This is a genomic window from Lysinibacillus sp. HST-98 (assembly GCF_016757845.1).
GTDB lineage: Bacteria > Bacillota > Bacilli > Bacillales_A > Planococcaceae > Lysinibacillus > Lysinibacillus capsici.
Window position 1 is genome coordinate 1 of sequence record NZ_JAENHX010000008.1, and the last position, 13,973, is coordinate 13,973.

At 36.2% G+C, this 13,973-nt stretch carries 11 protein-coding genes and 1 rRNA gene; 4 read left to right on the forward strand and 8 right to left on the reverse strand.

What is annotated here, in order from left to right; all coding sequences use genetic code 11:
- From JIN86_RS16770 to dnaA, 8 genes are all read right to left on the reverse strand, one after another.
- A 16S ribosomal RNA gene (locus JIN86_RS16770) occupies positions 1 to 349 on the reverse strand; the annotation flags it as partial.
- Positions 350 to 756: 407 nt separating this feature from the next.
- Positions 757 to 1,839, reverse strand: a complete 1,083-nt coding sequence (locus tag JIN86_RS16775) for an HD-GYP domain-containing protein (protein ID WP_004233296.1) — start codon at positions 1,837 to 1,839, stop codon at positions 757 to 759.
- A gap of 142 nt (positions 1,840 to 1,981) precedes the next feature.
- A complete protein-coding gene (gyrA, locus tag JIN86_RS16780) occupies positions 1,982 to 4,447 on the reverse strand; it encodes a DNA gyrase subunit A (protein WP_004233298.1) in 2,466 nt (821 codons plus the stop codon).
- A gap of 25 nt (positions 4,448 to 4,472) precedes the next feature.
- Positions 4,473 to 6,407, reverse strand: coding sequence for a DNA topoisomerase (ATP-hydrolyzing) subunit B (gyrB, locus tag JIN86_RS16785; RefSeq protein ID WP_004233299.1), 1,935 nt, complete (start codon positions 6,405 to 6,407; stop codon positions 4,473 to 4,475).
- 93 nt (positions 6,408 to 6,500) lie between these two features.
- The gene (gene recF, locus JIN86_RS16790; RefSeq protein WP_202342423.1) at positions 6,501 to 7,616 is read right to left on the reverse strand and encodes a DNA replication/repair protein RecF; all 1,116 of its coding nucleotides are present in this window, start codon (positions 7,614 to 7,616) and stop codon (positions 6,501 to 6,503) included.
- 3 nt (positions 7,617 to 7,619) lie between these two features.
- Positions 7,620 to 7,844, reverse strand: a complete 225-nt coding sequence (yaaA, locus tag JIN86_RS16795) for a S4 domain-containing protein YaaA (protein WP_004233303.1) — start codon at positions 7,842 to 7,844, stop codon at positions 7,620 to 7,622.
- 113 nt (positions 7,845 to 7,957) lie between these two features.
- Positions 7,958 to 9,094 (reverse strand): DNA polymerase III subunit beta, encoded by a 1,137-nt coding sequence (gene dnaN / locus JIN86_RS16800; protein ID WP_004233305.1) that lies wholly within the window; start codon positions 9,092 to 9,094, stop codon positions 7,958 to 7,960.
- 169 nt (positions 9,095 to 9,263) lie between these two features.
- Positions 9,264 to 10,658, reverse strand: a complete 1,395-nt coding sequence (gene dnaA / locus JIN86_RS16805; RefSeq protein WP_370568715.1) for a chromosomal replication initiator protein DnaA — start codon at positions 10,656 to 10,658, stop codon at positions 9,264 to 9,266.
- Between the two features lie 546 nt (positions 10,659 to 11,204).
- Here dnaA and rpmH point away from each other — a divergent pair.
- From rpmH to jag, 4 genes are all read left to right on the forward strand, one after another.
- Positions 11,205 to 11,339 carry a 50S ribosomal protein L34 gene (gene rpmH, locus JIN86_RS16810; RefSeq protein ID WP_004233310.1) on the forward strand — a complete coding sequence of 45 codons (135 nt, stop codon included), beginning with the start codon at positions 11,205 to 11,207 and terminating at the stop codon, positions 11,337 to 11,339.
- A gap of 100 nt (positions 11,340 to 11,439) precedes the next feature.
- The gene (gene rnpA / locus JIN86_RS16815) at positions 11,440 to 11,784 is read left to right on the forward strand and encodes a ribonuclease P protein component (protein WP_004233316.1); all 345 of its coding nucleotides are present in this window, start codon (positions 11,440 to 11,442) and stop codon (positions 11,782 to 11,784) included.
- Between the two features lie 374 nt (positions 11,785 to 12,158).
- On the forward strand, positions 12,159 to 12,929 hold the full coding sequence (yidC, locus tag JIN86_RS16820) for a membrane protein insertase YidC (protein ID WP_004233318.1): 771 nt from the start codon (positions 12,159 to 12,161) through the stop codon (positions 12,927 to 12,929).
- On the forward strand, positions 12,926 to 13,726 hold the full coding sequence (gene jag / locus JIN86_RS16825; protein WP_004233319.1) for an RNA-binding cell elongation regulator Jag/EloR: 801 nt from the start codon (positions 12,926 to 12,928) through the stop codon (positions 13,724 to 13,726). Before yidC ends, jag begins: the two co-directional genes overlap by 4 nt.
- Positions 13,727 to 13,973 lie beyond the last annotated feature (247 nt).

The window sequence follows — 13,973 nt, forward strand, 5'->3', positions numbered from 1 at the left end:
AGTCTGGGCCGTGTCTCAGTCCCAGTGTGGCCGATCACCCTCTCAGGTCGGCTACGCATCGTCGCCTTGGTGAGCCGTTACCTCACCAACTAGCTAATGCGCCGCGGGCCCATCCTATAGCGACAGCGAGATGCCGTCTTTCAGTCTCTTGCCATGAAGTAAAAGAGATTATTCGGTATTAGCCCCGGTTTCCCGGAGTTATCCCAAACTATAGGGTAGGTTGCCCACGTGTTACTCACCCGTCCGCCGCTAACGTCAAAGGAGCAAGCTCCTTTGACGTTCGCTCGACTTGCATGTATTAGGCACGCCGCCAGCGTTCGTCCTGAGCCAGGATCAAACTCTCCATAAAAGAAATTTGATTAGCTCAAATTGTTTTGCTGGCATCATGTTTGATGTCCAAAATTATGTTTCGTTCACTAGCAAAGCTAGCTACTTAAAACTTTATTGATTACGTTTTGCTTGTTCAGTTTTCAAGGTTCATGTTCTTTATTTCGTCGTCACCTCTTGGCGACTCATTTATAATATCAAGATTCTAAAATAAAGTCAACACTTTCTCCAAAAATATTTTAATAAAATATATATAAATGTTTCAAAACACAATTATGGTTAAAATCCTCACTATTTAATTGATTAATATTGCGAAATGATTCTTAAGGAAAATACTAATATCTCACCTATTTATACTAGCACTTGCGTAGAGTAAGTCTCTTACCTGATAAAAAAAGGCAAACCGCATAATATAGTTTGCCCCTTTATCTATAAATTAGTTATGATACGTGAAATATAAAAGCTACGATTTTTCCCTAAATCAAAAATTTCCCCTGAATGAATTAATTTAATAAGTGGTCTTGTTGGGGCAAATTTATTTACAAACATTACTTCCCCACGTTCTAAATTAGAAAGTTCTACAATTGTACCTATTGGAAGATCTGCAACAATATCAATTAATGCACGTACTACTTTAATATCAAATTTACCAAACTCAGATTCATTGATCATTTCTATCACTTTAAATGAAGATTGTTTTGTTCTATACACTCGTTCACATGTCATAGCATGAAAAACGTCTGCAACAGCAATGATTTGTGCAAATATAGAAATATTGGCGATCTTTTCGTTCTTCGGATATCCACTACCATTTAAACGTTCATGATGTTGGAAGATTGCTTCTTTCATCGTTTCTTTTAAAATCGTCAAATCTTTCACCATATTATGGCTATAAATGGGATGTTTATAAATCTCATCATATTCTTGCTCTGTTAATGGTGTCTTCTTATCCCTGATACGAGGATGTACTTTAGCCATACCACAATCAGCTAATAAACCACCGATGGCTACTTGAATAGTTGTCCCTCTATCATAACCAAGTTTTTGAGCAATAACTGAGGCAATTAAACCAGTTGCTACACAATGATGATACAGGTAGTCTTTTGGATTTGAATACTCATTTAAATCAAAAATAATAGTACGATCTTCTAGTACCATCTCTACCAGAGGTAAAATAATTGTTCTGGCCTTTGCAATATCAACCTTAGCTCCCGCTTCCCAGTTTTTAAACTCTTTTTTAAACTGTTCAACAGAATGATTATAGATTTTCCTAAAAGTCGGAATTTCTTCTATTGTAACTTCGACATCACTCTCATTCTTTTCTACACGAATATCATTTTCACTTTTGTAAACGGGGACGGTGAAAATATTAAATGCATGAAAAATTTGTAAGTGTACATAAGAAATCATTGTATCTTTGAAAATAATCGGATACTGTGTATTAGCAAATATATCTTCAGAAATTACCTTGCCAACACCTAGCTCTGAAATTGGAACATGTATAGTTTCCACGGAATGAACACCTCTCCACTATTTCTTGCTTCAAAATAAGGTATTTTCATTTTATCATGGAATTCAAAATAATTACTTATATTTCATTATTTACGTAAAAAAAACCGATGACGACATTCAATAATGTCATCATCGGATTATATTATTCTTCGACTTCCTCTTCGTCTTCTAAAGACTCTTCTGCTTTTTCCACTTTAGCGACAGTTGCAACCAATTCGTCATCTCCTAGTCGAATTAAACGTACACCTTGCGTACTGCGCCCAATTAATGAAATATCGTTCACATCCATACGGATAAGCATACCATTAATAGTTATAAGCATTAAATCCTCAGAACCATCGACGGTTTTTACAGCGACCATTGGACCATTCTTATCTGTAATCTGGATAGTTTTCAGTCCTACTCCACCACGACTTTGTAAACGATAGTCCTCTTCAGAAGTACGTTTACCGTAACCTTTTTCAGTTACTACTAAAATTTCTTGCCCTGGCTCAACAATCTCCATACCCACTACTTCGTCACCATCACGTAGCTTAATTCCTCGTACACCACCAGCTGTACGGCCCATAGATCGAATGTCGTCTTCTTGGAAACGAACGAGCATGCCATCGCGTGTACCAATAATGACTTGTTTCTCTCCATCTGTAAGACGTACAGAAATAAGATCGTCGTCTTCTCTCAAGCTGATTGCGATTAAACCATTTGTTCGGATGTTAGCAAATTGCGATACAGGAGTACGTTTTGTAATACCTGTTTTTGTGGTAAAGATAAAGTAAGCATCGTCATCAAACGAAGCAACACGAATCATAGCTGTTACTTTTTCGCCTTTTTCTATATTGAGCAAGTTTACGATAGGTAACCCTTTAGCAGTACGACCGAACTCAGGAATTTCATATCCTTTTGCTCTAAATACTTTACCTTTAGACGTGAAGAATAAAATTGTATCGTGGGTAGAAGTATTCATTAGATGCTCTACAAAGTCGTCTTCATTTGTACCCATTCCTTGTACACCACGACCACCACGCTTTTGACTACGATATGTATTCGCAGCTAAACGCTTGATATAGCCATTATGTGTTAAAGTAACAACTGAGTTTTCAACAGGAATTAAATCCTCATCCTCAATCATTTCAATTCCACCTGATGTAATCTCAGTACGGCGTGTATCATTAAAACGTTCTTTCAACTCTAAGATTTCAGTACGAATAATATCTACAATTTTCTCTTCATCTGCTAAGATTGCCTTTAATTCATCTATAAGAACTTGAAGCTCTTGATATTCTGCCTCAATTTTTTCACGTTCTAAGCCGCTTAACCGAACAAGGCGCATATCTAAAATAGCTTGAGCCTGACGCTCAGATAAGCTAAAACGTTCCATTAATTGAGGTTTTGCTTCTTCACCACTACGTGAACCACGTATAATAGCGATTATTTCATCAATATGATCGAGTGCGATTCGTAAGCCCTCTAAAATGTGAGCGCGGTCTTCAGCTTTTCGAAGATCAAACTCTGTACGACGACGAATAATTACTTTTTGGTGTTCTAAATAATGGTATAGCATTTCTTTTAAGCCTAATACTTTAGGCTGACCATTTACTAAAGATAGCATATTGATACCGAAGCTAGATTGCATAGCTGTTTGTTTATATAAATTATTTAGTACAACATTAGCATTTGCATCTTTACGAACTTCAATCACTACACGCATACCACGACGGTCTGATTCATCACGTAAATTTGTGATTCCATCTATTTTTTTATCACGTACAAGCTCTGCAATTTTTTCAATGAGCTTAGCCTTATTCACTTGGTAAGGCAATTCATGAATAAGAATAGTTTCCTTACCATTTGCCTTTTGCTCAATTTCCACTTTCGCACGGATGATAATGGAACCTCGACCAGTTTCATAGGCTCTACGAATACCACTACGTCCTAAAATTAATCCACCAGTAGGAAAATCAGGGCCAGGAATGATTTCCATTAGCTCTTCAGTCGTAATGGCTGGATTTTCAGAAAGTGCTATAACAGCATCAATTGTTTCACCCAATTGATGTGGTGGAATATTTGTTGCCATACCTACAGCAATCCCTGCAGCACCGTTGACTAAAAGATTTGGATAGCGACTTGGTAAAACTATTGGTTCTTTTTCTGATCCATCATAGTTATCTGTATAGTCAATTGTATCTTTATTAATATCACGGAGCATTTCCATTGCTATTTTAGACATACGTGATTCTGTATATCGCATGGCTGCTGCGCCATCACCATCAACAGAGCCAAAGTTTCCGTGACCATCAACAAGCATGTAGCGATAGCTAAAATCTTGTGCCATACGTACCATTGCATCATAGATGGAAGAGTCACCATGTGGATGGTACTTACCCATTACATCCCCAACGATACGTGCTGATTTTTTGTAGGCTTTATCTGCTGTATTACCTAATTCCTGCATCCCATATAAAATACGACGATGAACTGGTTTTAATCCGTCACGTACATCAGGTAATGCACGTGATACAATTACACTCATTGCATAATCAAGAAAGGATGTTTCAATTTCTTCTGTTATATTAATTCCTTTAACACCGGAGCGTTCTTGTTCTGACAAAGTGTAGACCTCCTCTCAAGAAAAATTAGATATCTAAATTAGCGTATACGGCATTTTCCTCGATAAATTGACGACGAGGTTCAACTTCATCGCCCATTAAACGTTCAAATGCTTGGTTTGCTTTAATTGCATCATCTAATTCTACTTGTAATAATGTGCGGTACTCAGGATCCATTGTTGTTTCCCAAAGCTGCTCAGCGTTCATTTCACCAAGACCTTTATAACGCTGCACATTTGGTTTTGGCATTTTTGGTAGCCGTTCTAAAATTTCTTTTAATGTCTCTTCATCATAGCAGTACTCAATATGTTTACCTTGTTTCACTTGATAAAGTGGTGGCTGTGCAATATAAATATAGCCTGCTTCTATTAGTGGTCGAAGGAAACGGAAGAAGAATGTTAAAAGTAATGTACGAATATGTGCCCCATCGACATCGGCATCAGTCATGATAATGATTTTATGATAACGAGCTTTCTCTAAATTAAACTCCTCACCAATACCAGTGCCGAATGCTGTTATCATTGCACGGATTTCCGCATTCGATAAAATTTTATCTAGTCGAGCTTTCTCAACGTTAAGGATTTTACCTCGTAAAGGTAAAATTGCTTGAAAGTGTCGATCACGTCCAGATTTAGCCGAACCACCAGCAGAATCACCCTCAACAATATAAATTTCACAATCAGCTGGGTTAGTAGAAGAACAATCAGCTAATTTACCCGGTAAGCTAGATACTTCGAGAGCATTTTTACGACGAGTAAACTCACGTGCTTTTTTCGCAGCTACACGAGCACGTGCTGCCATTAATCCTTTTTCCACAATTTTCCGTGCAACCGTTGGATTTTCTAACATAAAACGCTCAAAGCCATCTGAGAACAAAGAATTGGTAATTTGACTTACTTCTGAATTCCCTAACTTTGTTTTTGTTTGTCCTTCAAACTGAGGATCTGGATGTTTAACAGAAACTATAGCTGTTAACCCTTCTCGTACATCCTCACCTGTAAGATTAGCGTCAGATTCTTTTAGTAATCCACTTTTTCGTGCATAGTCATTAATAACGCGTGTAAGGGCTGTTTTAAACCCTGATTCATGTGTACCGCCCTCATACGTATTAATGTTATTAGCAAATGAAAAAATATTAGAAGAGAATCCAGCATTATATTGCATAGCAATTTCTACTGTGATGCCATCCTTCTCTCCAAGAACATCAATTGGATCATGGATTGGGTCTTTAGATTGGTTTAAATGCTCAACATAAGAACGAATACCACCTTCATAGTGATATGTTGTTGAGCGAATCTCTTCTTCACGTTCATCAGCAATCGTAATCTTAATACCACGATTTAAATAAGCCAATTCTCTAATACGATGAGCTAAAATATCATATTCATAAACAGTAGTTTCTTTAAATATTTCTGGGTCAGCTTTAAAACGCGTTGTTGTACCATTATGATCTGTGTCACCGATAACCATTAACTCTTGAACTGTTTTTCCACGTTCAAATTTTATTTCATGGATATGACCTTCACGATGTACTTGAACAATTGTTTCAACAGAAAGTGCATTTACTACTGATGCTCCAACTCCATGAAGACCACCAGAAACTTTATAGCCTCCACCGCCAAATTTACCACCAGCATGTAAAACAGTCATAATAACTTCAACAGCAGGCTTACCCATTTTTTCTTGAATACTAACTGGAATACCACGACCGTTATCTTCTACACGAATCCAGTTTTCTTTTTCAATTGTTACTTTGATATCTGTACAAAATCCTGCAAGTGCTTCATCGATACTATTATCAACAATTTCCCATACTAAATGGTGAAGCCCTTTAGAGCTAGTTGAACCGATATACATCCCTGGTCTTTTACGTACTGCTTCTAAACCTTCTAATACCTGTATCTGATCGGCCTCATAAGCTTGGTTTTGTAAACCTTCGTTCTCTATAGCCACGGCTTTCATCTACTCCTTCATAACATCATTGTGTGTAAATGAATGAACAGTCAACCGAGCTGACTATTACCATTCTTTTTGTAATCTAAAAAACTACCCTGGCTAACTTCTTTCAATCGCACCTTGTTTCACGTGGAACAGTTGAGCCTGTTCCATCGTTTCATGATGAATTCCTTCCACACTTGTGGTTGTAACAAAGGTTTGGACTTCACCCTGAATGGTATTTAATAAATGCGATTGGCGATAATCATCGAGTTCCGATAACACATCATCTAAAAGTAGTATGGGTGTTTCTTTTGTTTCTTGTTTAATTAATTCAATTTCAGCAAGCTTTAAAGATAATGCTGTAGTTCGCTGTTGCCCTTGTGAACCATAAGTTTGGACATCATAGCCATTGACTAAAAACTGTAAATCATCTCGGTGTGGACCAACTAGTGTCACGCCTCTATCAAATTCACGTTCTCTCGCTTCAATTAATTTTTGATGTAAAGTATTTTCAATTTCACTAGTAGAGTGCTCTTTTTCAATACCAGCTACCGTACGATATTTTATAACAAGTGTTTCCTTACCTTGTGATATACCTGCGTGTATGGGTTCCGCCCACTCCTGCAATAAATCCATAAATTGAAATCTTTTACGAATAATTTGGGTAGCAGCGTGAATATATTGTTCATTGTAGACCTCATACATCACATCATTGGACATGGACTTGCCTTGGTTCATTTTAAAAAAATGGTTACGTTGTTTTAAAACTTTTTGAAAGGTTAATAAATCATGTAAATAGACAGGCGAAATTTGCCCAATCTCCATATCAATAAAACGCCGACGTATTTGCGGACTTCCCTTTACAACGTTCAAATCCTCTGGCGCAAACATAACGACATTCATTTGACCAATATAATGACTAAGGCGACTTTGCTCTATATGATTTATCTTGCCCTTTTTACCTTTCTTTGTAATCGTAAGTTCGATCGGTAAAATACCATGCCTTTTTTTAACGGCCCCTTCTATTTTACCATAGTCTGAATCCCAACGTATCAATTCTTTATCGTTCGTTGTTCGATGGGACTTAGCCATTGCTAAAACATAGATGGACTCCATAACATTTGTTTTTCCTTGTGCATTTTCACCAATGAAAACATTAATTTTTGGAGAGAAGTTTAAAGCTAAGGCATCATAGTTACGGTAATTTGTAAGTTTTATTTGCTCAATATACATAATTTATTGTCCAGTTGGTCCTATAATTTGAAAACGACCACATCCAGGAATATTTACAATATCTCCGTTACGTAATTTTCGACCTCGACGATCGTCTACTTCTCCATTTACATATACAGCATGTTCTTGTAAAAACCACTTGGCCATTCCACCTGAACTAATGGCATCAGTAATTTTTAAAAGTTGCCCTAACGTGATGAACTCCTCATCAATTTTAATGTCCTGCATAGTGTGTTCCCCTCCGAATACAGACTGTCTATCTCTCTATCATACCTAAAATTACGCCATAAGTAAAAAAAGATAGTCACTATGAGCGACTATCTTAACAGATCCTATATTCTTTAGTAAGTTCGTACAGGTAAAATTAATTGTAAAATAGCATCATCATGAACAGAACGTAAAATAAACGGTCTCATTGCCCCAGTAAATTGAATAACTACGTCTTGTCCATCTATTGCTTTTAATGCTTCCATCATATATTTTGCACTGAATGAGATTTTCAAACCTTCCCCTTCTAATGCTTCCACAGGAATTTCTTCTTGTACTTTACCGATTTCAGGAGAGTTAGAAGAAACTTCAACTGCTTGGTTATCTAAAATTTCAAAACGGACAACATTATTACGATCTCCTCGTGCAACAAGTGATGCACGGTCAATAGCTTGTAATAAAGATTTACCATTAATTGTTACATTTGTTTGATACTCTTCGGGAATTAAACGAGTTGTGTCAGGATAATTTCCTTCCAGTAAGCGAGAGAAGAATAATACATCACCAGTTTTAAATAATACTTGCTGACTTGTAATAACGATTTGGACAAGATTTGTAGAATCTTCAAGAACTTTATTTAATTCATTCAAACTTTTCCCTGGAATTACTACACTATGTTCAACTTCTGGTAAATTTTCGAGTTGCACTTTACGTCTTGCTAAACGATGGCTATCTGTTGCAACACAGATTAATGTTTCATTTTTGATCTGCCAGTTTACACCTGTCAACACGGGTCTACTTTCTGAAGTGGCAACAGCGAATACTGTTTCACGGATAATTGTTTTTAAGAGATCAGCAGGAATAGTAAATTTTTGATCTTCTGTAAGCTCTGGTAATAAAGGATACTCTGCTGCATCTGAGCCAATTAAATGGAATTCAGATTTCCCTGAACGAATATGCGTTTGGAAACCAGGTGTTACTTGTATTTCAACATCGTTTGTTGGTAATTTACGTACGATTTCATTAAACATACGTGCTTGTACAACAATTGAACCTGTTTCTGTAATGTGAATAATTTGTTGTCCATCTTCTTCTACTGGAATAAATGTTTGAATAGTTATATCAGCATCACTACCAGTTAAGCGGATACCTTCCTCTGTTACGTCAATTTTAATCCCAGTTAAAATTGGAATAGTTGTTTTTGAACTTACTGCTTTCATGACATCATTTAAACCTTCTAATAAACGGTCACGTAAAATATCAAATTTCATTCGTTTTCCCTCACATATTTATATTATTTATTTATATAAAATAAAAAGATATAGTAATAGGCCCTGTGGATTTGTGGATAAGTGTATTTTTATGAATAAAATCAGTCTATCCACATGTAGATAGACTGTGTATAAGTTTGTGTTTAAATAGTTAGTTTGTCCACAGCAATTACTTGCCTAGCATACTACGAATTTGTTTAACATCTTGTTGAAGTTGCACGTCATTTTTCAACAAAGAAGATATTTTTTCGTGCGCATGGATGACAGTCGTATGGTCGCGGCCGCCAAATTCTTCGCCAATTTTGGGCAGCGAAAAATCTGTCAACTCGCGTGATAAGTACATAGCGATTTGACGTGGAAAAGCAATTAATTTAGTACGTTTTTTGGCAGCGAAATCTTCCAAGCGTATACTAAAATGTTCCCCTACTGCATTTTGAATGTCTAATATTGTCACTGTTCGCGGTTTTGAATTAGGAATGATATCCTTCAAGGCCTCGGCAGCTAATGTCGCAGTAATATCTTTGTTTACAAGTGATGAGTAGGCAACGACGCGAATAAGCGCACCTTCAAGCTCCCTAATATTGGAGTCAATCTGGTTCGCAATATAAAGCATTACTTCATTTGGTACCTCTAAACCGTCTGCTTTTGCTTTTTTACGCAAAATAGCGATACGAGTTTCCAAATCGGGTGGCGCAATATCAGTTATTAACCCCCATTCGAAACGTGAACGGAGCCGATCTTCTAAAGTTGGAATCTCCTTAGGAGGCCGGTCACTTGAAATAACAATTTGTTTGGATTCTTCATGTAAAGTATTAAAAGTGTGGAAAAATTCTTCTTGAGTTGATTCTTTTCCAGCAAGGAATTGAATATCATCAATTAGCAGTACATCCACGTTGCGGTACTTATTGCGAAAATCAAGTGCTTTGTTATCACGAATTGAGTTAATAAATTCATTTGTAAATTTCTCGGATGATAAATACACTACTTTTGCATTTGGATTATGCTCTAGTACATAATGACCAATAGCGTGCATTAAGTGCGTTTTACCTAGCCCTACTCCCCCATAAATAAAGAATGGATTGTATGCCTTAGCAGGTGCTTCAGCTACAGCTAGCGAAGCTGCATGTGCAAAGCGGTTACCAGAGCCAATAACAAACGTATCAAAAGTATATTTCGGGTTTAACATACCTGGTGAAATATCATGATGTTCATTATTTTTTGCTTGGATAATCGGCGCTGGCAAATCAAAATCGTCCGAATCCTGGTTTTTTTGAACAACAAATTTAATAAGCAAGTCTTCGCCTGTTAGCTCCGTTAATATACCTGTAATCAAATGAATATAATGATTTTCAAGCCAGTCTCGAGCAAACGAATTTGGCGCAGCAATTGTCACAGTGGACCCACTACCATTGTAAGATAGTAACTTCGTAGACTTTAGCCACGTTTCGAAGCTTGGTTTAGAAATTTTTTGTTCAACTTGAGCCAGGACATTGTTCCATAGTTCTTCTAAATGTTCCAAGCTGCTAATCTCCTTTACAGTGTTCAATACAAAAAAAAATCGCATTTATAGAATTGTAAATACGTTCATTTTATAACTCGTCCACATAATCACAAGTTGTGGATAAAAGTTAACCAAAGGCTGTGATGAAAATTATCCACAGCATATTAACAGTTGTGGATAATTAAAATGTTCGTTTTAGTTTTCAACAAAGTGAAGCACAGTAATCGTATCAGAAAAACAAAGCTATTTCAATAGTTTGTGAAACTTATCCACATAGTTTGCAGTTATGCACTTTATAGTTGTCCACAAGCACTGCTTATGTGAGAAACCTGTAGATAATTGTTGTGGATAAAAAATAATGCAAAAAATACTATACACAACTCTGTGTAAAAAAAACAAGTACTCTGTGGATAAATATTTTTATGTTTATGAAGAAAAAATATTTCTAGTAGAGAGCCGAACACTAGAAAATTAAGAATAGAATAAATAGATAGTTCGACCGATTAAAAGAAATTTGTGAAATTCATTGACAAAATAACTAGATACTTTATATAATATTCGAGTCTGTATGTTGAAAAATTCAACTCATATCAGGAGGTGTCTATATAAATGAAACGTACTTACCAACCAAAAAAACGTAAGCACAGCAAAGTACACGGTTTCCGCGCACGTATGAGCACGAAAAACGGTCGCAAAGTTCTTGCTGCTCGTCGTCGTAAAGGAAGAAAAGTTTTATCAGCATAAAATAAGTCCACTGAGCCACATCAGTGGTCTTTTTTTTCTTTATTTTTGGTAAACCTAGAAATGAGGATCAAAAGATATTATCTAATAGCAGGTGAAAGAAATGAAAAAACGCCAACGAGTGAAGAAGAATGATGATTTTCAAAAGGTGTTTAAAAAAGGTAAATCTTTCGCTAATCGTCAGTTTGTCGTTTATTTTTTAGTAAAAGAGGGACAAACGGAATTTCGTGTAGGTTTATCAGTTAGTAAGAAGCTTGGGAATGCGGTAACACGCAACCAAGTAAAACGCTATATTCGACAAAGTATTCATGAATTAAAAGATGATCTAAAGCCGAATATGGATTATGTTATTATCGCCAGACATCCGGCGGCCACTATGGATTTTCATGAAGTGAAACAAAGTTTGCAGCATGTACTACGAATCGCAAAGGTAATGAAAAAAGTGTAATGTATGCAACCAAGTGGTGAAATTACGCCTGTACTGTTAGCAATAGAATAGATAAGATGTGATTTTGCATAAAATTATATGTAAGAGAATTATACGCACGGGGGTATTCGTGGCGAGAGTTTTCGCTTAATAATATGTAAAATTCACAACTTATCTTAGGAATAAGCGTGTGTAGTTAGAATATTTAGTAGAGTGAATGTTATAGGCATGATAAAATAACTGATAACTTTATCTTCATCCAGGACTCTCAAAAGTGGACTGAAATAAAGATAAGGCTACTGTCATTTAACCGATTATGTGATAGGAAACTGTCGGTACAAAAAGAAGCATATAGAAGTAAGAAAAAGTGAATAGGAATTGTAGGGGGAAGAAGGTTGAAAAAACAACATTGGGTAATTTTGTCACTAGTATCAGTAGCCTTACTACTTTCTGGTTGTACAGAATTCAATGAACCAATTTCCAAAGAAAGCACAGGCTTCTGGAATGAATTCATTGTTTGGCCGTTGGTATCAGCAATAAAATACTTTGCTGATCTGCTAGGTACGTATGCATGGGGGATCATTGCCGTAACGATTATTATTCGTTTAGCAATTTTGCCATTGATGATCAAACAAACAAAGAGTTCTAAAAAGATGCAAGAAATTCAACCAAAATTGAAGGAACTGCAAAAGAAGTATGCTTCTAAGGATGCTCAGACACAACAACAATATCAGCAAGAAATGATGAAGTTAATGAGTGAATCTGGAGTAAATCCACTTGCAGGATGCTTACCAGTAATCATTCAAATGCCAATCTTAATTGGTTTCTATCATGCAATTAGCCGTATGAATGCAACATCAACATTTGATTTAGGGAATTTCTTTATCTTCCCGCTAGCAGATCCTGCACCTGCATTAGCTATTACAGCTGGCTTAATGCAATTTATCGTGTTACGTACAGGACCAGCAATGGATAATCCTCAAATGAAAATTATGATGTATATTATGCCATTCATGATTATTGGTTTTGGTATGGCCTTACCAGCTGCATTATCATTATACTGGGTAATCGGAAACATTATTTCGATTTTCCAAAACTTGTACATTTATAAACCTTGGAATAAAGATAAAACACAACCTGCTCAAAATGGAGGGGCTAAAAAGTGAAACAACTTACGCAAATAGGCGCAACAACACAAGAAGCGATCTCATTGGCGTTACAGAAACTTGGCAAAACCCGTGAACAAGTAGATGTTGAAGTTTTACAAGAAGGTAAAAAAGGATTTTTAGGTTTTGGTGCACGTTCTGCAGAGGTACGTGTAACAGTAAAAGAAGTTCAGGTTCCAACAATTGAAAGCGACAATGCTCACTTGCAGGTAGTAACTCAATTATATGAACCAATAGTAGTAGATGATGTTGAAACGCTAAGTTCACAAGTTTCTGAACAACCAAGTGAAATGGAAGAAGTTCAACAAGTCGTTAAAGAACAAGATGAGGATGGAGACTCAGCAAATCCAATTGAAGAGGCAAAGGCTTATATAAGTAGTATCGCTGAACAATTGGCTATTCATGATCTTGAAATTGCTACGACACGCGAAGGGAAATATGTATTTTTTCAACTCAAAAGTGAGAAAGCTGCCCTGCTTATAGGGAAACGAGGCCAAACATTAAATTCCTTACAGCAATTAACACAACTCGTATTAAATAAAAGCGCAAAGCAGTTCTTAATGGTGAAACTGGATGTAGAAAATTATCGCGAGCGTCGACAAGTAGCTTTAGAATTACTTGCGGATCGAATGGCGGATAAAGCATTACGCTTAAATCAACGTGTGGCATTTGAACCAATGCCGTCTTACGAACGAAAGATAATTCATAATCAATTAGCAAATCGTCTAGATCTTGAAACGTATTCAGAAGGTACCGAGCCTAATCGTTATTTAGTAATCGAACCAGTAAAAAAATAATTAAACTGTTTCACATAATCATACAGACAATATATTTTGAAAGGTCATTTTATCTTTTAGATAAAATGACCTTTTTTAATGAAACATAGCAAATTTTGTCGAAAATATGATTAGCGAAAAATTGATTTTATCCACATTTGGAAATGATCCTTACTTTAGATTTTGTTGAAAATATGTTAGTCTAAGGTGTTAGTAAGTATTGGTCGGTTTTGATTATCCACATGTGGATAACGTTGAGGAGGTCATT